The sequence below is a fragment of the Micromonospora sp. NBC_01796 genome (assembly GCF_035917455.1).
Classification (GTDB): Bacteria; Actinomycetota; Actinomycetes; order Mycobacteriales; family Micromonosporaceae; genus Micromonospora_G.
On the sequence record NZ_CP109078.1, the window covers coordinates 422,089 to 444,808 of the forward strand.

Consider the following 22,720-nt stretch of genomic DNA (forward strand, 5'->3'; position numbering starts at 1 on the left):
GGGGCGACGGCGGGGGCGACGCGGAGGCTCACCGGGTGGTCGTCCGGTCGACGGCGACGAAGCGGAACTCGGCGCAGTAGCGGCGGCCGGCGGTGTCGGCGAGCCAGAGCTGGTCCGGGCCGGGCAGCATCTCGGTGACGGTCACCCGGGCACCGTCCGGGTCGAGCCGGGTCGCCCGGCGGACCGCCCGCGCGAGCACGTCCACCGAGGCGAGACTCGTCAGGTCCAGGTGGATCGGCTTGCGCTCCCCGGTGACCCGGGCGAAGACGTACCGGGGCAGGCCGTGGCGGGCGACCCAGCGGCGTACGGCGAGGAACCGGTCGGCCTCGTCCGGCTCGGCGAACAGGGTCAGGTCCCCGGGCCCGAAGGTCCACGACTCGCGGTGGATGACCAGCCGGTCGACCTGCACCCTGGGCGTGTGCGGGGCGGGCGGCAGCAGCCGGAACTGCTGCACCAGCCGGGCCGAGACCAGGTCGGCGACGACCTCCAGCAGCTCGTACTCCGGGCCGCCGGAACGACGACGGACCACCAGGCGACCGCCGGAGTCGTACAGCTCGCAGGCACCGACGAGCAGGTCCCGGTCCGGGTCGTACCCGCAGGTGTCGGGGGCGAAGACCAGCCGTACGTCGCCCGGCCCGGCCAGTTCCGGCGCGGTACGCACGGGTGTCCCGCCCTGCGCCTCGGTCGCCCCCATCAGCACCACGCCCGGCGAAAGATCCGCCGCCATCGCCGCCCGCATCCGCTCCGGCTCCGGGTGGTACGCGTACCAGCTCGCGTACCGCATGGTGTTCGCGCCGGGGTGCAGCTCACCGAGGATCCACTCGAAGTCGCCGGCCTCGATCGCGGCCGGGTCGGCGGCGGCGAGCATCAGGTCCGGGCTGTGCTGCACCGCGCCGGTCCAGCCCGGTCGGGCGGCCGGGAACGCTCCCCGGACCGCCGCCCGCAGCGCGGCGCTGTCCCGGTGCACCCGCCGTCGCTCCGGCCCACCGATCCTGGGCGTGGTGCCACCAGGCGTCCCGACACCGAGAACCTCGCCGCCGAGCGTGCCGGCACCGGGAGCGTCGGCGGTGGGCAGCGCCAGGATCCGGGCCCAGCGGGCCTGCAACGCCCGGGTCAGCGGCCGGACCAACGATTCCGCCGGCTGGACCAGCAGGTCGTGGGCGAGCAGCCAGAACTCGGCGAACGGGACCGGACCGGCACCGGTCGGGCCGGCGAGTTGCCGGTAGAGGTCGCGGAACGCCCGGCGGTAGAGCGCCGCGCCGGCCGAGGTGAACCAGCGAGCGCTGTCGAGGACCAGCCCGAGCGGGGCCCGCAGCGGCTCCAGCAGTGCCGGACCGAGGGTCACCTCGTCGGCCCGCCGGCACTCCTCGAACACCAGCGTCCGGCCCGCGTACGCCTGGCCGTTGTCGCGTCGGGCCGCCAGGTCGGTGAGCCGGGTGAAGGTGGCGTCGAGCCGGTCGAGGGCCGGCAGCAGCGCCCGGTCGTCCCCGCGTGCCGCCGCGACCGCGTCACGGGCGGCGGTCAGCTCGGCCAGGGCGGCGACCGCCGGGGCACGCACCGCCGGATCGTCCACCCGGTCCAGGATCCCCCGCAGGGTGATCTCCGAACGCAGGTCGTCGGCCGGTGCCTCCAGGTCCCAGGTGATCCACCGGGCCGCGTGCAGGCGGTCGAGGGTGGCGAACACCTCGGCCGGGTCGGTGGTCGCGGTGCTCGGGTCGGCCAGCACCTCGGCCACGATCCGATCCGGCAGACGTACGCCGTCACAGGCGCGCAGTACGGCCGCCGCGCACGGGTCCAACGGGACAGGGTCGGCCAGCGGCACCCGCAACGCACCGTCGACCACGTCGAGCAGCGGCATCCGGCGGGGTGCCAGCCACCGGCGCAGTGCCGGGGCGTGTGCCACCGCCACCGCCGCCACCGCCCAGTGCTCGAAGTAGAGCGTCCGGGCGGCGACCGGGTCCGCCGTCCGGCTGTGCCGCAGCGGGGTGACCTGGTCGGGGACGATCTCGGCCCAGCCGACCGGGCCGAAGAAGCCGATGGTGTCGTTCTTCGCGCAGTACCGGTGCAGATAGTTGGTGACCAGCGCCTCGTACCGGCGGTGCCGGGCTGTCCGTACGACGGTGTCCGGGTCGCGGCGCAGGAGGGTGTCCAGTCCGGTGCGTACGGCGTGCGGGTTCTGCCAGGTGACCGCCTCCCGGAAGCGCGGCTCGGCCGCGACCCGGTGCAACGCCGCCGCCAGGTCCCGTCCGGCCACCCGGAACCGTTCCCGGTACGCCTCGGTCCCCGCCGCCGGCGCGCCCGATGTGATCAACTGGTCGGCGGTGGCCGCGAGTGCCGGGCTGGCCAGCCCGTCGAGCAGGTCGAACGGGAAGCCCGTGCCCCGCAGGCAGACCGACCACCAGAGCGCCCACTCGCCGTCGACCAGGGGTGTCAGGTGCGGGGCGGCCCCGGTGACCCGCTCCCCGGCCGGTGCTTCGTCGAGGTCGGCCGGCACGGGTTTCCTCCACAGGAGACGGTGGATCGGGCCGCGCAACGGTAACGCGAACGGGTGCCTACGGGACATGGCGAAACAGTGGGTTACCAACCGGTCACTGATCGCCGTAGAGCAACCGATCGAATCATTGACACGTCTGAGCCGGCACAGAATGCTCGCGCGTAGAGATCCTTCGAACGAGGGGGCGCAATGCGCAAAACACGGCTGGCGATCGCCGGCGTGTTCACTTTGGTCGGCGTTCTGGTGCTGACCACACCGGTAAGTGCGAAGCCACCGGCCACACCGGATGGCGGCAACAGCAACCTGGAGGTGTACGTCGGCTCGGCCGATGCGAAGCAGATCGACGTACTCCGAGATAGCGGGGTCGACGTCGGGCACGCGGTCGGTGCCGTCGACAAGGCCGGCAACTCCGCCGTACAGGTGGTGATCACGAAGGAGCAGGCCGCTCGGCTGGCCACCAAGGGTGTCAAGCTGACGGTCAAGAAGGTACGCGGCAAGGAGGCCTCCCGGGCGCTGCGCGAGCAGTCCGCCAACGGCTGGTCGGCGTTCCGGTCGTACAGCGAGCCCGGCGGCATCCGGGACGAGATCACCTCGACCGCGGCCCGGTTCCCGAAGCTGACCAAGGTCGAGACGATCGGCAAGACCACCCAGGGCAAGCCGATCCTCGCCATCAAGGTCACCAAGAACGCCAAGAACGTCGAGGACGGCAAGCGCCCGGCCGTGCTCTACGGCGCCACCCAGCACGCCCGTGAGTGGATCACCCCGGAGATGACCCGCCGGCTCCTGCACCACGTGCTGGACAGCTACGGCACCGACCCGGAGATCACCCGGCTGGTCGACACCACCGAGCTGTGGTTCCTGCCGGTGTCGAACCCGGACGGTTACGACTTCACCTTCACCGAGGGTAACCGGTTGTGGCGCAAGAACCTGCGCGACAACAACGGGGACGGTCAGATCACCTCCGGCGACGGGGTGGACCTGAACCGGAACTTCTCCTACAAGTGGGGCTACGACAACGAGGGCTCGTCGTCGGACCCGTCGAGCGAGACCTACCGTGGTCCCGGCCCGAACTCCGAGCCGGAGACGAAGGCGCTCGACGGCCTGTTCCGGCGGGTCGGCTTCGAGTTCTACATCAACTACCACTCGGCCGCCGAGCTGCTGCTCTACGGCGTCGGCTGGCAGGTCGACACCCCGACCCCGGACGACGTGATCTACGAGGCGATGGCCGGTGACGACGCCAACCCGGCGGTCCCCGGCTACGACCCGGACATCTCGGCCGAGCTGTACACCACCAACGGCGACACCGACACGCACGCCACGGTCCGCTACGGCACGCTCGGCTTCACCCCCGAGATGACCACCTGCGAGACCGTGTCGGACTCGGACCCGAACGACGAGTGGCTGTCCGAGGACTGCGCCAGCGGCTTCAACTTCCCCGACGACGAGGACCTGATCGCCGCCGAGGTGGCGAAGAACATCCCGTTCGCGCTCGCCGTGGCGAAGTCCGCCGCGACCCCGGACAACCCGGTGTCGGTGGTCGGCCGCAGCACCCCGGACTTCGAGGTCGACAAGTTCGACACCTCGTACGGCAGCCGCCAGCCGGTGGCCACGATCGCCCGGCGTTCGCTGAAGAACGTACAGATGCACTACGTGATCAACGGCGGTCGCCCGAAGTCGGTCGAGGTCAAGGAATGGCGTGGTGGCGAGCGGTACGGCGACACCCACGACGACTACTACGCCGAGGTACGCGGCACGGTGACCGGCGCCAAGGCCGGTGACCGGGTGGAGGTCTGGTTCACCGGCACCAAACCCAAGGGCGGCGGACCCACCGCCAGTGAGCACTTCACGTACCAGGTCAGCACCGACATCGGTGGCGACGTGCTGGTGCTGGCCGTCGAGGACGTGACCGGGCCCAGCCCGGTGCAGACCGGCACCAGCGCCAAGTACGCCGACGAGGTGGCCGCCGCGCTCACCGCCGCCGGCAAGACCAGCGACGTCTACGACTTCGACACCCGTGGTCGCAAGGCGCCGCACCCGCTCGGGGTGCTGTCGCACTACGACGCGGTGGTCTGGGAGACCGGCGACGACGTGATCCTGCGGGCGCCGGGCCAGGTGGCCGGCACCACGGCGAAGGCCGCGATCGAAACCGAGTTCGCGGTCCGGGACTACCTCAACGAGGGCGGCAAGCTCCTGGTCAGCGGGAAGAACGCGCTCTTCGCGCAGTCCGCGGACGGTGCGTACTACTACGCGCCGGGCGCACCGCCGGAGTGTCCCGCACCGGGCGGGACCTGCCTGCCGATCCTCAACGATTTCCAGCAGTACTACCTGGGCGCGCACACGTACGTCAGTGGCGGCGGCCAGGACGGCGACGGGAACCCGTACCCGGTGGTCGGCAACGACGGTGCGTTCGCCGGGTTCAACGGGGTGCTCAACGCGCCGGGCTCGGCGGCCAACCAGGACCACACGGCGTCGTTCCTGACCACGTCGAGCTTCCTCCCGCCGGACCAGTTCCCGCAGTTCACCAGCACGGCACCGGTCGGCTGGGGCCGTCCGGGCGGTGCGCCGTTCGACCCGCGTACGGGTGACTGGTACCTGTTCAGCGGCCAGGCGGACGTGTCGTACAAGCGGCTGACCCGGACGGTCGACCTGACCGGGGCGACCAGCGGTGCGTTGAACTTCTTCATCTCGCACGACATCGAGGCGGACTGGGACTTCCTGTTCGTCGAGGCGCATGAGGTGGGGACCGACAACTGGACCACGCTGCCGGACGCCAACGGGCACACCGGCACCGGCACCGGCGAGAGCTGCGCGTCCGGTTGGGTGGCCGAACTGCACCCGCAGCTCGCCCACTACATCGGCGAGGACTGCTCGCCGACCGGCACCACCGGCACGTGGAACGCGGCCACCGGCGCCTCCGGTGGCTGGCAGGAGTGGTCGGTCGACCTGTCGGCGTACGCCGGCAAGCAGGTCGAGCTGTCCATCTCGTACGCGTCGGACTGGTCCACCCAGGGCCTCGGTGCCTTCGTCGACGACACCAAGGTGATCAAGAACGGTGTCGCCGTCGAGGAGACCTCGTTCGAGACCGACCTGGGCGGCTGGACGGTGGCCGGTCCGCCGGCCGGCTCCTCCCCCGGTTCGAACGACTGGTCGCGCAGCCAGACGGCGTTCGAGGAGGGTTCCGTGGTGACCACCCCGGACACCGTCTACCTCGGCTTCGGTCTGGAGGGGCTCGCCCCGGCGGCCCGTGACGACCTGGTGGCCAAGTCGCTCACGCACCTGCTCGGCAGTGGCGCGAAGAAGCCGCTGTCGTAACGGAACCACGCACCACGGCGGGGCGGTCGGCGCGAGCCGGCCGCCCCGTCGGCGTCAAAACCCTTTGCGGTACGGGTGACGGCGCTGACAGGATCATCGGATGCCCACCCTCACCAGCGTTGACGGGACCCTGCTCGCCTACCACGTCACGGGAACGGGTGAGCCGCTGCTCGTCCTGCCCGGCGGGCCGATGCGCGACTCGGCGTACCTCGGTGACCTGGGCGGGCTCGGGGCGCACCGGACCCTCTACCGGCTGGACCTGCGGGGCACCGGGGAGTCGGGTATCCCGGCCGACCCGGAGTCGTACCGGGCCGACCGTCAGGTGGCCGACGTCGAGGCGTTGCGCGAGCACCTGGGCCTGGACCGGATCGACCTGCTCGCCCACTCGGCCGGCGGCGACCTCGCCACCCTGTACGCGGCCCGCCACCCGGACCGGGTCAGCCGGCTGTTGCTGATCACGCCGGCCCTGTACGCGCTGGGTATCGCGTTCACCGCCGAACAGCGCCAGGAGGGGGTCGCGCTACGGGCGGGGGAGCCGTGGTACGCGGAGGCGGTGGCCGCGTTCGGCAACATCGCCGCCGGCAACCCGACCGACGAGGACTGGCGGGGTATCGTGCCGTTCACCTACGGCCGGTGGGATGCCGCCGCGCAGGCGCACGCCGCGGCCGGTGTCGGGCAACGCCACGCCGAGGCGGCCGAGCGTTACTACGCCGTGGAGGCGGCCGACCCGGCCGGCATCCGTTCGGCGATCGCGGCGCTCGACGCCCCGGTCCTGATCCTCGCCGGAGAACTGGACACCAGCCCGAGGCCGGCGACCGCACGGGAAGGGGCAGCGCTCTTCCCCAAGGGTGAGAGCGTCGTCCAGCCGGGCGCCGCGCACTACCCCTGGCTGGACGACGCCGAGACCTTCACCCGCCTGGTGGCGGATTTCCTGCGCTGATCCGGGAGCCGCTACCGCTTGTTGCGGTAGAGGTACATGGTGACCGGGCCGAAGACCCCGACCAGCACCGCGCAGGTCAGCAGCACCGCAACCAGTTGACCGGCGGTGACCGTACCGGCCATCAGGCCGCGTACGGCGGTGGAGGCGTGACTGATCGGGTTGGCCCGTACCGCCGCCTCCAGCCACCCCGGCATGGTGCCCGGGTCGACGAAGATGTTGCTGCCGAAGGTCAGCGGGAAGAGCACCAGCATGCTCACCCCCATCACCGAGTTCTGGGTGCGCAGCAGCAGACCGAACATCGTCCACACCCAGGTCAGGCTGAACGAGAAGACCAGCACCAGGAGCACCCCGAGCAGTACGCCGAACACGCCGCCACCGGGTCGGAAACCCAGTGCCAGTCCCAGTCCGAGCACCACGACCGAGGCGAGCGCGTACCGGACGGCGTCGCCGAGCAGTGCGCCGACGATCGCCGACGGCCGCCAGATCGGCAGCGTACGGAACCGGTCGAAGATGCCCTTTGCAATGTCGTTGTTCAACGTCATGCCGGTGTACATGGTGATCATGACAACGGTCTGGAGCAGGATGCCCGGCAGCAGATACTGCAGGTATTCGCGGGGTGATCCGGCCAACGCCCCACCGAGCAGATAAGTGAAGATCAGGGTCAGCATCACCGGGAAAATGGTGACGTCGAAAAGCTGTTCCGGCACGTGCTGGATCTTGCGCATGGCCCGCCACCCGAAGGTCACCGAGGCCGACAGCGCGCTGGGGCGGGGCGGCCGGTCCCGGGTGGCGAGCACCGTACGCAGCGCGTCGGAGTCGACCGGACGGGTCGGGGTGGTGGTTGTCGTGGTGGTGGTCATGCGGGCACCTCTGCCTTGGTCTCGTCCGCGCCCTCCCGGGCCGGGTGGCCGGTCAGGGCCAGGAAGACCTCGTCCAGGCTGGGCTGCCCGAGCGAGAATTCGGTGACCGCGAGTCCGGCCCGGGTCAGCGCGGCCAGCGCACCCGCCACCCGCTCCGGGTCGTTCACCCTGGCCGAGAGCGCCAACGGGTCGGACTCCAGCGTCACCGGCACACCCAGCGCCCCGGTCAGTACGAGTTCGGCCGCCGGTCGCTGCTCGGCCTCGCCCAGCCGGACGCGTACGGCACCGGCGCCGACCGACGACTTGAGCTCGCCGCTGGTCCCCTCGGCGATCACCCGCCCGTGGTCGATGACCGCTATCCGGTCGGCAAGCTGGTCCGCCTCGTCCAGGTACTGGGTGGTGAGCAGCACCGTCGTGCCCGAGGCGACCAGGGCCCGGACGATGTCCCAGACCTGGTTGCGGCTGCGCGGGTCGAGCCCGGTGGTCGGCTCGTCCAGGAACAACAGGTCCGGCGTGACCACGATGCTCGCCGCGATGTCGAGCCGACGGCGCATCCCGCCGGAGTAGGTCTTCACCAACTTTCCGGCGGCCTCGGTCAGGCCGAACGCGGCGAGCAGCTCGTCGGCCCGCCGACCTCCCGCCGCCCACCGGAAACCGAGCAGCCGGGCGAGCATGAGCAGGTTCTCCCGGCCGGTCAGCTCGTCGTCGACCGAGGCGTACTGGCCGGTCAGGCCGACCCTGGCGCGTACCGCGTCGGCCTGCCGGACGATGTCGTGGCCGAACACCCGCCCGGTGCCGCCGTCGGGGCGCAGCAGGGTGGCGAGCATCCGGATCGTGGTGGTCTTGCCGGCACCGTTGGGTCCGAGGAAGCCGTAGACGGTCCCGGCCGGTACGGCGAGATCCACCCCGTCGACCGCCCGGTTGTCGCCGAAGATCTTCACCAACCCCGACGTTTCAATGGCGAGATCCGTATCTGAACTCAAGAAACCGTCCTCCAGTGGATCAGCATCACCGGGCCCCGGTTCTCTGTCGCCGCGCCCCCGGTCACAGTTGCCCGACGTTATAACAGCGCGGTACGACATTCAGACGAATAAAACCGAACAAGGGCCGCTCTGTTGTCGACCGGCGACGACAAAGCGGCCCTGTTGCGATTCCGGATCAGCCCACGACGGTGCCGGAACTCCATATTGGTCGACCCGCGGAATAGATCACCAGGTTGCCGTCGCCCTGGACGTAGAACACGGTGTCGGATTGGCCGGCGGTGGCCGTACGCCAGATGGTCTCGCCGGTGGAACCGGTCAGGGTGAGGTCGCCGTCGGACCGCAACGCCGCCTGGGCGACCGCGCGCCCGGCCGTCCCGGTGGACCAGAGGACGGCGGTGCCCTGGTAGAGCACCAGGTTGCCGTCGCTCTGGAGGCGCAACTGGAACTGACCGTCGCACGACGCCAGGGTCTGGCCGGTGGTCAGGCCCTGGCCCGGCAGCAGCCGGCCGCAGGCGGTGGGGGCACCGATCGGCGTGGTCGGCGGCGGGGTGCCGCCACCGGTGAACAGGTTCGGGTTGACCGCGTTGGCGATCGCCTGCAGTCCCGCCTCGTTCGGGTGCAGGTGGTCGCCGGTGTCGTACGCCGGCAGGAACCACGTCGGCCGGGCCGGGTCGTGGGTGGCGTTGTCCTGGTCGACGACGCCGTCACAACCGCTGCCGGCGCTGCGTACGAAGTTGTTGATCGCCGCCCGCGACTGCTCGCCCTCGGCGGACCAGCCACCGGAGCCCTGGAACGGGGTGAGGGTCGAGCAGAGGAACCTGACCCCGCGCTGGTGCGCCCGGTCGATGAGCTGCCGGAGCCCGGCGATGAGCTGGTCGGCGCCCGGTCGGCCGCTGCCCGCCCCGAGGTCGTTGATCGGGTCGTCGGAGAAGATCACCCACCGTACGCCCGGCTGGTTGAGGACGTCCCGGTCGAACCGCTTCAGCGCGCTCTGCCCGGCCCCGTCCTGGAGCAGCTTGTTGCCGCTGATCCCCTGGTTCAGTACGCCGATCGTCCGCCCGGCGGAGGCCAGGTTGCGGGCCAGGTGGTTGGGCCAGCGGCGGTTGACGTCGAACCCGGAGCCGATCCCGTCGGTGATGGAGGCGCCGAGCGTCACCACCGCCCCCTCGGCGGCCGGGTTCTGCACGTCGAGGTTGGCCAGGAAGTAGTAACTGCCGTTCGTCTGCGCCCCGGTCAGGGTGGCGCTGCCGCTCTGGTTGCCGGCCGCGACATAGTTGTTCTGCAACCCGCTCTGGTGGTAGGTCGCCGGCCCGGTCGGCTGGGGCAGGTAGAGGCTGACCACCACGTCGGCGCCGGTCGGGACGGTGAACGCGACCGCGTCGCTGGCCGCCAGCGCACCGACCGGGATGGTCACGCCCGGCTGCCCGCCGAAGGTGACCCGCCGGTCGGTGCCCGGGTCGATCGAGGAGCCGGAGGTGCGCCGGGCGACGTGCACCTCGCTCACCACCAGCGGCCGGTCGCCGAAGGCGTTCGAGAGCTGGATCCGGGCGGCGGTTCCACCGATGCTGGTCCGGACGATCTGCCGGATCGTCTGCTGGTTGAAGCTGGTGCCGCCGCTCTGCGGTGACGCGGCCCAGGTGCCGGTCCAGGTGTCCGCGGCGGCGGCGGCCTGCGCGGGCCCGGGTGGGGTGAGGGTGAACGCGAGCATCGTCACCGCCCCCAGTGCGGCGCCCCAACGGGTGACTCTCATCCTGACTTTTCCTTCCTCTCCGACCGGTACGGGTACGTCACGTACCGGTCGGGTGATTTCGGACCAACCGGGTGGGTTTACCCACCTGCGGTACGAAGATCACAAAAGGAAAGATCACGTTCGGACAACAGGAGTGAGCCGGGTCACACCTTAGCCAGGACCTCGGTCACCAGGGCCCGCGCCTCCTCCTGGATCCGGGTCAGGTGCTCCGGACCCCGGAACGACTCCGCGTAGATCTTGTAGACGTCCTCGGTGCCGGACGGGCGGGCCGCGAACCACCCCGACTCGGTGGTCACCTTCAGCCCGCCGATCGCCGCACCGTTGCCCGGCGCACTGGTCAGCGTCGCCGTGATCGGCTCACCGGCCAACTCGGTCGCGGTCACCTGGTCCGGCGAGAGCTTGCCCAGCGCCGCCTTCTCCGCCCGGCTGGCCGGGGCGTCGATCCGGGCGTACGCCGGGTCGCCGAAGCGGGCCACCAGGTCGGCGTAGTGCTGGCTCGGCGAACTGCCCGTACTCGCCTGGATCTCGGCGGCGAGCAGGCAGAGCACGATCCCGTCCTTGTCCGTGGTCCAGACCGACCCGTCCCGGCGCAGGAAGGAGGCGCCCGCGCTCTCCTCACCGCCGAAGCCGACCGAACCGTCCAGCAGCCCCGGCACGAACCACTTGAAGCCCACCGGCACCTCGATCAACGTACGTCCGAGGTCGGCGGCGACCCGGTCGATCATCGAGGACGAGACCAGGGTCTTGCCGATCGCCGCCTGCGGGGACCAGTCCGTCCGGGTCCGGAACAGGTGCGCGATCGCCACGGTCAGGTAGTGGTTCGGGTTCATCAGGCCACCGTCGGGCGTGACGATCCCGTGCCGGTCGGCGTCGGCGTCGTTCCCGGTGGCGATCTGGTAGTCGGCGCGGGCGGCGATCAACGACGCCATCGCGTACGGGGACGAGCAGTCCATCCGGATCTTGCCGTCCCAGTCCAGGGTCATGAACCGCCAGGTCGGGTCGACACCGGGGTTGACCACCGTCAGGTCCAGCCCGTGCCGGTCGGCGATCTCGCCCCAGTAGCCGACGCTCGCCCCGCCCAGCGGGTCGGCGCCGATGCGCACCCCGGCGGCCCGGATCGCCGCCACGTCCACCACCGAGGGCAGGTCGTCGACGTACGCGCCGAGGAAGTCGTACCGGTCGGTGGTGCCCGCCGTCCGGGCCCTCGCGTACGGGATCCGCCGGACCCCGGCGAGGCCGTCGGCCAGCAGTTGGTTGGCCCGGTCCTGGATCCACTTCGTGGCGTCGGTGTCCGCCGGCCCCCCGTTGGTGGGGTTGTACTTGAACCCGCCGTCCGACGGCGGGTTGTGCGACGGGGTGACCACGATGCCGTCGGCCAGGCCGCTGTTCCGCCCCCGGTTGTGGGTGAGGATCGCGTGCGACAGCGCCGGGGTCGGGGTGTATCCGTCCCGGCTGTCGATCAGCACGGTGACGTCGTTGGCGGCCAGCACCTCCAGCGCGGTGACCAGCGCCGGCTCGGAGAGGGCGTGGGTGTCCCGGGCCAGGAACAGCGGGCCGTCCACACCCTGGTCCCGCCGGTACTCACAGGTCGCCTGGGTGATCGCGGCGATGTGGTCGTCGTTGAACGCGGTGTTCAGGCTCGATCCCCGGTGCCCGGAGGTGCCGAACGCGACCTGCTGGCCGGGATCGGCCGGGTCGGGATGCTCGGCGTAGTACGCGGTGACGAGGTGCGCCACGTCGATCAGGTCGGCGGGGTCGGCGGGCTGGCCGGCACGGGCGTGGACCGACATCGGCGATTCTCCTCCTGGGTGTGGCACGGGCTGTACAAGCTGACCTTACGGCTCGACCCGTTGGCCCTTGCCGATGACGACGATCCCGCCGTCGGAGACGGTGTAGCGGGTCCGGTCGAGTTCCAGGTCGACGCCGATCTCGGCCCCCTCGGGGACCACCACGTTCTTGTCCAGGATGGCGTTGCGGACCACCGCGTGCCGACCGATGTCGACGCCCTCCATCAGCACCGACCCCTCGACGTGCGCCCAGGAGTTGATCCGGGCGTTCGGCGAGACCACGGAGTTCTCCACCAGGGCGCCGGAGACGATCACACCGGGCGAGATCAGCGATCCGATCGCCCGACCCACCCGCTCCTGCCAGCCGTGCACGAACTTGGCCGGCGGCCACGGCGGGTGGTCGGTGTAGATCGGCCAGGCCGAGTTGTAGAGGTTGAAGATCGGGTGGATGGCGATCAGGTCCATGTGCGCCTCGTAGAACGAGTCCAGCGTCCCGACGTCGCGCCAGTAGCCCTGGTCCCGTTCGGTGCTGCCTGGGACCTCGTTGTCGCGGAAGTCGTAGACGTTCGCCTCGCCCCGCTCGACCAGCATCGGGATGATGCTCCCGCCCATGTCGTGCCGGCTGGTCTTGTCGGCCGCGTCGCGCTCGACCGCCTCGCAGAGCACGTCGGTGGTGAAGACGTAGTTGCCCATCGAGGCGTAGATCTCCCCCGGCGCGTCCGGCAGGCCGCGGGCGTCGGTGGGCTTCTCCCGGAACGCCTGGATCCGGCGCCCGTCGGCGGCCACCTCGATCACCCCGAACTGGTCCGCCTGGCTCAGCGGCTGGCGGATCCCGGCCACGGTGACACCGGCACCGGAGGCGATGTGGTCCTCCACCATCTGCCGGGGGTCCATCCGGTAGATGTGGTCCGCCCCGAAGACGATCACGTAGTCGGGCTTCTCGTCGTTGATCAGGTTGAAGCTCTGGTAGATGGCGTCCGCCGAGCCGGCGAACCACCAGGGTCCACGGCGCTGCTGGGCGGGGACCGGGGCGACGTAGTTGCCGAGCAGGTTCGACATCCGCCAGGTCTTGGTCACGTGCCGGTCCAGCGAGTGCGACTTGTACTGGGTCAATACGACGATCTTGAGATAGCCGCCGTTGGCCAGGTTGGACAGCACAAAATCGATCATGCGGTACATACCGCCGAACGGCACGGCCGGTTTGGCACGGTCTGCGGTCAACGGCATCAGGCGCTTGCCCTCGCCGCCGGCCAGGACGATGGCGAGGACCTTGGGCGACATGCACCGACGCTAACCACACCCGGCCGTTCGCACCAGTCGTACCGGGCAACATGCTGGACTAGTGTGCGGAACGTGGCCGAAACCGCTCCGTACGACGGACGACTCCGGATCGATCTGCTGACCCGCGAGTACCCACCCGAGGTCTACGGCGGGGCCGGGGTGCACGTCGAGTACCTCGCCCGGGAACTGCGCCGGCTGGCCGACCTGCGGGTGCACTGCTTCGGCGCGCCGCGTACCGGTCCGGACGACCCGCCGGGGGTGACCGCGTACCCGGAACCGGTGGAGCTGGCCGGCACCAACGCCGCGCTCCGGACCATGGGCGTCGACCTGGCCATGGCCGCCGGAACCGCCGGGACCGACCTGGTGCACAGCCACACCTGGTACGCCAACCTCGCCGGTCATGTGGCGAAGCTGCTGCACGGGGTGCCGCACGTCGTGACCGTGCACAGCCTGGAGCCGCTGCGGCCGTGGAAGGCCGAGCAGCTCGGCGGCGGTTACGCGCTCTCCTCCTGGTGTGAGCGGACCGCGCTGGGCGCCGCCGACGCGGTGATCGCGGTCTCCGCCGGGATGAAACGGGACCTGCTGGGCGCCTATCCGGAGGTGGCACCGGAACGGGTCCGGGTGGTGCACAACGGCATCGACACCCGCCAGTACGCCCCGGACCCGGAAACCGACGTGCTGCGCCGGATCGGGGTGGACCCGGACCGGCCGAGCGTCACCTACGTCGGCCGGGTGACCCGACAGAAGGGGCTGCCGTACCTGCTCCGGGCGGCCAGGTCGCTGCCGCCGGAGACGCAGCTCGTCCTGCTCGCCGGTGCCCCGGACACGGCCGAGATCGCGGCCGAGGTGGAATCCCTGGTGGCCGAGCTGCGGGCCAGCCGGTCCGGGGTGTTCTGGGTGGCCGAGATGCTGCCCAAGCACGAGGTGGTGCAGGTGCTCACCCACAGCACGGTTTTCGTCTGCCCGTCGATCTACGAGCCGATGGGCATCGTCAACCTGGAGGCGATGGCCTGCGAGACGGCGGTGGTGGCCACCGCCACCGGCGGCATCCCGGAGGTGGTCTCCGACGGGGAGACCGGGCTGCTGGTCCCGATCGAGCAGGCCGCCGACGGCACCGGCACCCCGCTGGCGCCCGAGGTCTTCGTCGAGGACCTGGCCGGGGCGATCAACAAGCTGCTGGCCGACCCGGCCCGTACCGCCGAGTTCGGCCGAGCGGGACGCCGTCGCGCGGTCCAACACTTCTCCTGGGACGCGATCGCGGAGCGGACGATGGGGGTCTACCGCTCGGTCCTGCCCGCCCTCTGACCGGAAACGGCCGTCCGACCTGCGGCGGCGGGGATGATCGGATTTCGACCGGGCGCCGGGACTGCCGGGGCAGTAGGTTGGCACCGTGACGGGACGGTTTCCGATCGAGAAGATCACGCCCTCGGTGGCCTGCGGTCGCTACCCGGCCAAGGCGGTGGTCGGTGAGCTGGTGCCGGTCTCCGCGCGGGCCTACCGGGAGGGGCACCGGGCGCTGGGCTGCAACGTGGTCTGGTCCGGCCCCGACGGCGAGACGCGCCCGTTCACCCGGATGCGCCCCGGCCGGGACGACCACTGGCACGCGACCATCTCCCCGGACGCGGTCGGCGACTGGACCTTTGCCGTGGAGGCGTTCGACGACCCGTACCTGACCTGGCGGGACGCGGTCACCAAGAAGTCCGCCGCCGGGCAGGACGCCACCGAGCTGGGCAACGACCTGGCCGAGGGCGCCGCGCTGATGGACTCGGCGTCCGCGCTGGTCCCGGCCGAGTTCCAACCCGGCGTACGGGCGGCAGCGGCGGCGCTGCGCGATCGGGAACTGCCGCTGGAGCAGCGCCTCGCCCCGGCCCTGGACCTGGCCGAGCTGCTGTGGTCGTACCCGGTGCGCCGGCTGGTCACCCGCAGCGACGACCATCCACTCTGGACCGATCGACCCCGCGCCCTCTTCTCCGCCTGGTACGAGTTCTTCCCCCGCTCCGAGGGGACCGCCCCGCCGGGCGAGGGCAAACCGGCCGAGCACGGGACCTTCGCCACCGCCGCCGCCCGTCTCCCCGGTGTCGCCGCGATGGGTTTCGACGTGCTCTACCTCCCGCCGATCCACCCGATCGGCCGGGTCAACCGCAAGGGCCCGAACAACTCCCTGGCCGCCGGCCCGGACGACCCCGGTTCGCCGTGGGCGATCGGCGCGGCCGAGGGCGGCCACGACGCCATCCACCCCGATCTCGGTACGGCCGACGACTTCCGCCGGTTCGTCGCCTCGGCCGCCGAGGTCGGCCTGGAGGTGGCGATGGACCTGGCGCTGCAGGCCGCACCCGACCACCCCTGGGTGACCGAGCACCCGGAGTGGTTCACCACCCTCGCCGACGGTTCGATCGCGTACGCCGAGAACCCGCCGAAGAAGTACCAGGACATCTACCCGCTGGACTTCGACCGCGACCCCGACGGGATCCGGGCCGAGGTGCTGCGGGTGGTGACGCACTGGATCGACCACGGGGTACGGATCTTCCGGGTGGACAACCCGCACACCAAGCCGTTCGACTTCTGGCAGTGGCTGATCCACGAGGTCAAACAGCTCGACCCGGAGGTGATCTTCCTGGCCGAGGCGTTCACCCGACCGGCGGTCATGCACGGCCTGGGCAAGATCGGGTTCACCCAGTCGTACACCTACTTCAGTTGGCGGTACAGCGCCGACGAGCTGCGCGAATACTGCACCGAGCTGATCGACGCGGCCGACTACATGCGCCCCAACTTCTGGCCGAACACGCCCGACATCCTGCCCGAGCCGCTGAAGCTCGGCGTACCGTCGATCTTCAAGATCCGGGCGGTGCTGGCCTCCCTGCTCTCCCCCTCCTGGGGCATCTACGCCGGTTTCGAACTCCTCGAACACGAGGCCCTGCCCGGCGCCGAGGAGTACGCCGACAGCGAGAAGTTCCAGCTCCGTCCCCGGGACTGGACCGCCGCCGAGGCGCAGGGACGGTCGCTGGCGCCGTACATCGCCCGGCTCAACGCCGTACGGCGGAAGAACCCGGCGCTGCACTGGCTGCGCAACCTGCGGTTCCACCACAGCGACAACCCGGCCCTGTTCTGCTGGTCGAAGCGGGACGAGCGGACCGGGAACACCGTCCTGGTGGTCTGCTCGCTCGACCCCTTCCAGGCCCAGTGGGGCAACCTCAGCCTCGACCTGCCGGCGCTGGGCCTGGACTGGGCCGACCGGTTCACCGTCTACGACGAGATGAGCGGCGCCCGGTACGACTGGGGGCAGCACAACGTCGTCGGGCTCGACCCGAACCAGCCGGCGCACGTGTTCACCGTGCACCACAACGGTCCGCCACCGCCGCCGGCCACCGCCCCGACCGTGCCCGCCACCACCGAGACCGCGAAGTGAGCCCGCCAATGGACGTTGACCTGGACTCGCTCGTCGCCGGGGTGGCGTACGACCCGCACGCCCTGCTCGGGGCGCATCCGCGCGGCGGGCAGACGCTGGTCCGTACCTGGCGGCGCGGTGCCCGGGAGGTCTCGGTGCTGGTCGCCGGGGACCGGTACCCGATGCGCAGGGTGCACAACGAGGGGGTCTTCGAGGCGACCGTGCCCGGCACGGTGCTGGACTACCGGATCGAGGTCGACGGGGAGCCGCGCGACGACCCGTACCGGTACCCGCCGAGCCTGGGCGAGGTGGACCTGCACCTGATCGGCGAGGGCCGGCACGAACGGCTCTGGTCCGCCCTCGGCGCCCGTCCCCGCACGGGTGGCGGGGTCGCCTTCGCGGTCTGGGCGCCGAACGCCCGGGGCGTACGCGTGGTCGGCGACTTCACCGGTTGGGGCGCACACGAGGGCTGGCCGATGCGGTCGCTCGGCGGCAGTGGGGTGTGGGAGATCTTCGCCCCCGAGGCGGCGCCCGGCCAGCGGTACAAGTACCGGATCCTCGGCCAGGACGGGATCTGGCGGGACAAGGCCGACCCGATGGCCGCGCACACCGAGGTCCCGCCCCGGACCGGCTCGGTGATCTACCAGTCGTCGTACGAGTGGAACGACGCCGAGTGGCTCGCCGACCGCGCGCAGCGCCACCCCCACCGGGAGGCGATGAGCGTCTACGAGGTGCATCTCGGCTCGTGGCGCCCCGGTCTCGGCTACCGGGAGTTGGCCGACCAGCTCACCGCGTACGTGGTGGACCTGGGCTTCACCCACGTGGAGTTCATGCCGGTGGCCGAGCACCCGTTCGGCGGTTCCTGGGGTTACCAGGTGACCGGCTACTACGCCCCGACCTCCCGGTTCGGCACCCCGGACGACTTCCGCTACCTGGTGGACCGGCTGCACGCCGCCGGCATCGGGGTGCTGCTGGACTGGGTGCCGGCGCACTTCCCCCGCGACGAGTGGGCGCTGGCCCGGTTCGACGGAACCGCCCTGTACGAGCACGCCGACCCGCGTCGCGGCGAGCACCCCGACTGGGGCACGTACGTCTTCGACTTCGGCCGCCGCGAGGTACGCAACTTCCTGGTCGCCAACGCGCTCTACTGGTGCGCCGAGTTCCACGTCGACGGGCTGCGGGTGGACGCGGTCGCCTCGATGCTCTACCTGGACTACTCCCGCGAGGACGGCAAGTGGCTGCCGAACCAGCACGGTGGGCGGGAGAACCTGGAGGCGATCGGCTTCCTCCAGGAGACGAACGCGACCGTCTACCGGGAGTATCCCGGCGTGGTGATGATCGCCGAGGAGTCCACCGCCTGGCCGGGGGTGACCCAGCCGACCCACGCCAACGGGCTCGGCTTCGGCTTCAAGTGGAACATGGGCTGGATGCACGACACCCTGAGCTACCTGAGCAAGGAGCCGGTCCACCGCCAGTGGCACCACAACGAACTGACCTTCTCCCTGGTGTACGCCTGGAGCGAGAACTACCTGCTGCCGATCAGCCACGACGAGGTGGTCCACGGCAAGGGTTCGTTGGCCGGCAAGATGCCCGGCGACACCTGGCAGCGGCTGGCGAACGTCCGCGCGCTGCTGGCGTACATGTGGGCGCATCCGGGCAAGCAACTGCTCTTCATGGGCAGTGAACTCGCCGACGACCGGGAGTGGAGCGAGGACCGGGGACTGGACTGGAACCTCGTCTACGACCCGGCACGGGCCGGGGTGCAGCGGCTGGTCCGGGACCTGAACCGGGCCTACCGGGCCGCCCCGGCGCTCTACTCGCAGGACACGTCCCCGGACGGGTTCCGGTGGATCGTCGGGAACGACTCGGGCAACAACACGGTGGCGTTCATCCGGATCGCCGCCGACGGGTCGCCGCTGGTCTGCGTGGCGAACTTCTCCGCCGTACCGCACGAGAACTACCGGCTGGGCATGCCGGTGGCCGGTGTCTGGCAGGAGACCCTGAACACGGACGCGGAGAGCTACGGCGGCTCCGGGGTGGGCAACCTCGGCACCGTACGGGCCGAGCCGATGCCGTGGCACGGGCAGCCGGCCTCGGCCACCCTCCGGATCCCCCCGCTCGGTGTCCTCTGGCTCCGCCCGGCGCCCCGCTGACGGTTCGCTCAGCGGGGCAGCAGGCCGGCAAGGTACGACTGGCTGAGGTCGTACTGCCCGTCGAAGTCGGTGGACCGGCTGACCTCGGCCCACCGGGAGGTCTCCTGGGCCCGTGCCACCGACGCCTGTTCGGCCAGTTGGAGGGCGTCGGAGCCGAGCAGGAGGCGCAGCGGCGGGTCGGGCAGCGCGACGACGCCGACGATCACCTGGGCGGCCCGCCCCGGATCACCGGGCTGCTTGCCGTCCGCCTCCCGGCGGTAGGCGTGGATCCGTCCCACCGTCTCCTCGTAGGCCGCCCCCACCTCGGCGATCCGCATGGACGAGCCACCCCAGTCCGTACGGAACGCGCCCGGCTCGACGATCGTCACCTTGACCCCGAACGGCTTGACCTCGTTGTTCAGCACCTCGGAGAAGCCCTCCACGCCGAACTTCGCGGTCTGGTACGCGGCCAGCCCCGGGGTCCCGCCGACCCGGCCGCCGATCGAGGAGAACTGGAGGAAGTGACCGGAACGCTGGCGGCGCAGGATCGGCAGGGCCGCCTTGGTGACGTTGACGACGCCGAACAGGTTCGTCTCGATCTGCCGACGGAAGTCCTCGTCCGAGGTCTCCTCGATCGGCGCGCTGTCGGCGTAACCGGCGTTGTTCGCCACCACGTCGAGCCCGCCGAACACGTCCACCGCGACCTGGACCGCGGTGTGCGCGGCGGCCGGGTCGGTCACGTCGAGGGCGACCGCGCGGACCCGGTCGCCGTACGTGTCGACGAGTTCGGCGAGTTGTTCCGGGCGGCGGGCGGTGGCGACGAGGTTGTCACCGCCGGCAAGGACGGCGCGGCTCAGTTCCCACCCCAGTCCACGGGAGCTTCCGGTGACGAGCCAGGTCTTGGCCATGGTCGAGAATCCTCTCCTGATCCTGCCCGCTGCCTGTGGTTGTGTCAGACCGAGCTTCGCAGGAGGCTCGTCCGCTCGCGGGGCGCCTGTTAAAGTGGAGGCGCGCCTCCAGATTAACGGAGGGGTGCCTCCGGTACAAGTCGGGTCGATCACAGCCCGTCGGATCGGCCACAGCTCGGGAGGAACGGTGACGGAGCAGAGGTCCGGAACGCCCCGGGTCGCGGTGCGCCGCCCGCACCGGGCCGACGCCCGCCGCAACTTCGACGCCCTGCTCGGCGCCGCCCGCGAGGTCTTCGCCGAGAGCGGCACGTCGGCCTCCCTGGAGGAGATCGCCCGTCGGGCCGGAGTCGGCATCGGCACCCTCTACCGGAACTTCCCCACCCGCCAGGACCTCTTCGACACCGTCTACCTCGGCGAGGTCGAGGAACTGTGCCAGGCCGCCGACGAGGTCGCCGACCTGCCGCCCTGGGACGGCTTCGTGGTCTGGCTGCGCCGGTTCGTCGACTACGTCGCCACGAAACGAGCCATCTACGAGTCGCTGAACCGGGACTCGGAGACGTTCCGCTCCTGCCGGGTCGCCATGTACGGCGCCGGCGAGCCCCTGTTCGAACGCGCCCAGGCGGCCGGCGAGGCGCGTACGGACGTCAGTTTCGACGACGTACTGCGCATGATCACCGGGCTCACCGCGACCGGGTTCACCGACGAGCGGCAACGCGACCGGGTGCTCGGCATCGCCCTCGACGGCGTACGGAGACGACCGGCGGGGTAAGCGGGTGGCATGGAGAACCCGAGGGGTGTGCTCTTCGACATCGACGGCACCCTGGTCGACACCACGTACCTGCACACGGTCTGTTGGTGGGAGGCGCTGCGGCAGGCCGACCACGACGTACCCATGGCCTCGATCCACCGCTCGGTCGGGATGGGCGCGGACAAGCTGCTGGAACACGTACTCGGGCCGGAGCACGACCGCGACGGCGACCAGCGGATCCGCGGCGCGCACGACAGTCTCTACGCCGAGTACTGGCCCCGGCTGCGCCCACTGCCCGGCGCCGTCGCCCTGCTGCGGGCCTGCGCCGGCCTGGGGCTGCGGGTGGTCCTGGCCAGCTCCGCTGCCGAACACGAGGCGTCCGCCCTGCGCGCGGTGCTGAACGCCGACGACGTCATCGCCGCCGTGACCACCTCGGCGGACGCCCGGGAGAGCAAACCCGCCCCGGACATCGTGGCCGCCGCGCTCGACCAGTCCGGCCTGGAAGCCTCGCGGGTGGTGTTCGTCGGCGACTCGGTCTGGGACGTCGCCGCCTCCGGCCAGCTCGACATCCCCTGCATCGGCCTGACCTGCGGCGGAACCAGCCGGGGTGAGTTGGCCGGTGCGGGCGCGGTGGCCGTCTACCACGACCCCGCCGACCTGCTCGCCGCGTTGTCCGAGTCCCCGATCGCCGCCCTGTCCTGAGTCCCCCGACAGTTTCCCGGCCTGAGTCACCGGCCACTTCAGGAGTGGGCGGGGCCGCGCCGGGGAAAGGCTAGGCACCACCTGCCCGTCGGGCAGATCGGGAGGGGTGGTGGCGTGGAGCCGGTCGATGTGGCGTTCGCTCTGGTCGGGATCGGTGCACTACTGGCCGGGATCCTGCCCCGGATGGTGGAACACCGGCCGCTCTCCATGCCGATAGCGTTCCTCGGGCTCGGCATGCTGGTCTTCCTGCTGCCGACCGGGCTGCCCAGCCCCGATCCGCTCGCCCACCCCCAACTGACCACCCACCTCACCGAGATCGGCGTCATCGTCGCCCTGATGGGCGCCGGTCTGAAGATCGACCGCCGGGCCGGGTGGCGACGCTGGTCGTCGACCTGGCGACTGCTGGCCATCGGCATGCCGCTCTGCATCCTCGCCGTGGCCCTGCTCGGGTGGTGGTGGGCCGGGCTGGTGCCGGCCGCCGCGCTCCTGCTCGCCGCCGCGCTCGCACCCACCGACCCGGTGCTCGCCGCCGACGTACAGGTGGGTGAGCCGACCGACGTCGAGGACAACGAGGACGAGGTCCGGTTCGCGCTGACCTCGGAAGCCGGGCTCAACGACGGGCTCGCGTTCCCCTTCGTGTACGCCGCCATCGCGATCGCCGCCACCAGCCTCGCCCCGGCCGACTGGCTCGGCCACTGGCTCGCCGTCGACGTCCTCTACAAGATCGCCGTCGGGGTGGGTGGTGGGCTGCTCGTCGGCTGGCTGCTCGGCAAGCTCTTCTTCCGGGCCCCGTCGCAGTTGCGGCTGGCCCGCCACGCCGAGGGCTTCGTCGCCATCGCCGCCACCTTCCTCGCGTACGGGCTGATCGAGGTGGTCGGCGGCTACGGCTTCCTCGCCGTCTTCTTCGCCGCACGGGCGATCCGGGCATCGGAGCGTACGCACGAGTTCCACGGGGTGCTGCACGACTTCGCCGAGCAGATCGAGCGGCTGCTGACCGTACTCCTGCTGTTGTTCCTCGGCGGGGCCGTGGTCGACGGCCTGCTGGCACCGCTGACCTGGCCCGCCGCCCTGTCCGGGCTCGCCCTGCTGTTCGTGATCCGCCCCCTGTTCGCCTGGCTCTCGCTGCGCGGTGCACCGGGGCGGCCCGCCGAGCACTGGGTGATCGCGTTCTTCGGCATCCGTGGCGTCGGCTCGATCTACTACGTCGCGTACGCCGCCAGCCACGCCGAGATCCCGCAGCTCGACCTGGTCTGGGCGACGGTGGGCCTGGTGGTGATCGTCTCGGTGGTCCTGCACGGGATCGCGGCCACGCCGGTCATGCGCCTGCTCGACCGCACCGGCGAACGGACCGGGGAGGAAAACGAGCGCCGGTCCGCCCCCGGTAAGCCGCCCGCCGAGCGGACCCCGGTCGACGTCCCCCGTGCCGGCTAGCCGGGGT

At 71.1% G+C, this 22,720-nt stretch carries 15 protein-coding genes; 8 read left to right on the plus strand and 7 right to left on the minus strand.

What is annotated here, in order from left to right:
- Positions 1-28: 28 nt before the first annotated feature.
- Positions 29-2,494, minus strand: coding sequence for a lantibiotic dehydratase (locus OIE47_RS01985; RefSeq protein ID WP_326559745.1), 2,466 nt, complete (start codon positions 2,492-2,494; stop codon positions 29-31).
- 189 nt (positions 2,495-2,683) lie between these two features.
- Between OIE47_RS01985 and OIE47_RS01990 the strand changes: the two genes are divergently transcribed.
- Both OIE47_RS01990 and OIE47_RS01995 read left to right on the plus strand, forming a co-directional pair.
- Positions 2,684-5,806: a M14 family metallopeptidase gene (locus OIE47_RS01990; protein WP_326559746.1), complete on the plus strand. Its 3,123-nt coding sequence runs from the start codon at positions 2,684-2,686 to the stop codon at positions 5,804-5,806.
- Positions 5,807-5,906: 100 nt separating this feature from the next.
- The gene (locus OIE47_RS01995; protein WP_326559747.1) at positions 5,907-6,746 is read left to right on the plus strand and encodes an alpha/beta fold hydrolase; all 840 of its coding nucleotides are present in this window, start codon (positions 5,907-5,909) and stop codon (positions 6,744-6,746) included.
- Between the two features lie 11 nt (positions 6,747-6,757).
- Here OIE47_RS01995 and OIE47_RS02000 read toward each other — a convergent pair whose 3' ends face one another.
- The 5 genes from OIE47_RS02000 to glgC form a co-directional block, all read right to left on the minus strand.
- Positions 6,758-7,606 (minus strand): ABC transporter permease, encoded by an 849-nt coding sequence (locus OIE47_RS02000; protein ID WP_326559748.1) that lies wholly within the window; start codon positions 7,604-7,606, stop codon positions 6,758-6,760.
- Positions 7,603-8,589: an ATP-binding cassette domain-containing protein gene (locus OIE47_RS02005; protein WP_326559749.1), complete on the minus strand. Its 987-nt coding sequence runs from the start codon at positions 8,587-8,589 to the stop codon at positions 7,603-7,605. The genes OIE47_RS02000 and OIE47_RS02005 overlap by 4 nt, the downstream gene beginning before the upstream one ends.
- A gap of 175 nt (positions 8,590-8,764) precedes the next feature.
- Positions 8,765-10,339 (minus strand): GDSL-type esterase/lipase family protein, encoded by a 1,575-nt coding sequence (locus OIE47_RS02010; protein ID WP_326559750.1) that lies wholly within the window; start codon positions 10,337-10,339, stop codon positions 8,765-8,767.
- A gap of 143 nt (positions 10,340-10,482) precedes the next feature.
- Positions 10,483-12,129: a phosphoglucomutase (alpha-D-glucose-1,6-bisphosphate-dependent) gene (gene pgm / locus OIE47_RS02015; protein WP_326559751.1), complete on the minus strand. Its 1,647-nt coding sequence runs from the start codon at positions 12,127-12,129 to the stop codon at positions 10,483-10,485.
- A gap of 45 nt (positions 12,130-12,174) precedes the next feature.
- Positions 12,175-13,407, minus strand: a complete 1,233-nt coding sequence (glgC, locus tag OIE47_RS02020; RefSeq protein ID WP_326559752.1) for a glucose-1-phosphate adenylyltransferase — start codon at positions 13,405-13,407, stop codon at positions 12,175-12,177.
- A gap of 72 nt (positions 13,408-13,479) precedes the next feature.
- On the opposite strand from glgC, the gene glgA reads away from it, so the two are divergent.
- The 3 genes from glgA (at position 13,480) to glgB (ending at position 18,945) form a co-directional block, all read left to right on the plus strand.
- Positions 13,480-14,712 (plus strand): glycogen synthase, encoded by a 1,233-nt coding sequence (glgA, locus tag OIE47_RS02025; protein ID WP_326559753.1) that lies wholly within the window; start codon positions 13,480-13,482, stop codon positions 14,710-14,712.
- An 85-nt stretch (positions 14,713-14,797) separates the two neighbouring features.
- Complete coding sequence (locus tag OIE47_RS02030; protein ID WP_326559754.1) at positions 14,798-16,813, plus strand: alpha-1,4-glucan--maltose-1-phosphate maltosyltransferase; 2,016 nt, start codon at positions 14,798-14,800, stop codon at positions 16,811-16,813.
- 20 nt (positions 16,814-16,833) lie between these two features.
- Complete coding sequence (gene glgB, locus OIE47_RS02035) at positions 16,834-18,945, plus strand: 1,4-alpha-glucan branching protein GlgB (RefSeq protein ID WP_326562971.1); 2,112 nt, start codon at positions 16,834-16,836, stop codon at positions 18,943-18,945.
- An 8-nt stretch (positions 18,946-18,953) separates the two neighbouring features.
- Here glgB and OIE47_RS02040 read toward each other — a convergent pair whose 3' ends face one another.
- Entirely contained in the window at positions 18,954-19,832 is an 879-nt protein-coding gene (locus tag OIE47_RS02040) for an oxidoreductase (RefSeq protein ID WP_326559755.1), read from the minus strand.
- Between the two features lie 187 nt (positions 19,833-20,019).
- On the opposite strand from OIE47_RS02040, the gene OIE47_RS02045 reads away from it, so the two are divergent.
- The 3 genes from OIE47_RS02045 (at position 20,020) to OIE47_RS02055 (ending at position 22,713) form a co-directional block, all read left to right on the plus strand.
- Positions 20,020-20,601: a TetR/AcrR family transcriptional regulator gene (locus tag OIE47_RS02045; RefSeq protein WP_326559756.1), complete on the plus strand. Its 582-nt coding sequence runs from the start codon at positions 20,020-20,022 to the stop codon at positions 20,599-20,601.
- A gap of 9 nt (positions 20,602-20,610) precedes the next feature.
- Positions 20,611-21,282, plus strand: coding sequence for an HAD family hydrolase (locus OIE47_RS02050; RefSeq protein ID WP_326559757.1), 672 nt, complete (start codon positions 20,611-20,613; stop codon positions 21,280-21,282).
- 114 nt (positions 21,283-21,396) lie between these two features.
- Positions 21,397-22,713, plus strand: a complete 1,317-nt coding sequence (locus OIE47_RS02055) for a cation:proton antiporter (RefSeq protein WP_326559758.1) — start codon at positions 21,397-21,399, stop codon at positions 22,711-22,713.
- Positions 22,714-22,720 lie beyond the last annotated feature (7 nt).

Coding starts and splice junctions, on each gene's coding strand:
- OIE47_RS01990 (WP_326559746.1), top strand. CDS start 2,684: ATGCGCAAAACACGGCTGGCGATCGCCGGCGTGTTCACTTTGGTCGGC.
- OIE47_RS01995 (WP_326559747.1), top strand. CDS start 5,907: ATGCCCACCCTCACCAGCGTTGACGGGACCCTGCTCGCCTACCACGTC.
- OIE47_RS02000 (WP_326559748.1), bottom strand. CDS start 7,606: ATGACCACCACCACGACAACCACCACCCCGACCCGTCCGGTCGACTCC.
- OIE47_RS02010 (WP_326559750.1), bottom strand. CDS start 10,339: ATGAGAGTCACCCGTTGGGGCGCCGCACTGGGGGCGGTGACGATGCTC.
- pgm (WP_326559751.1), bottom strand. CDS start 12,129: ATGTCGGTCCACGCCCGTGCCGGCCAGCCCGCCGACCCCGCCGACCTG.
- glgC (WP_326559752.1), bottom strand. CDS start 13,407: ATGTCGCCCAAGGTCCTCGCCATCGTCCTGGCCGGCGGCGAGGGCAAG.
- OIE47_RS02040 (WP_326559755.1), bottom strand. CDS start 19,832: ATGGCCAAGACCTGGCTCGTCACCGGAAGCTCCCGTGGACTGGGGTGG.
- OIE47_RS02050 (WP_326559757.1), top strand. CDS start 20,611: ATGGAGAACCCGAGGGGTGTGCTCTTCGACATCGACGGCACCCTGGTC.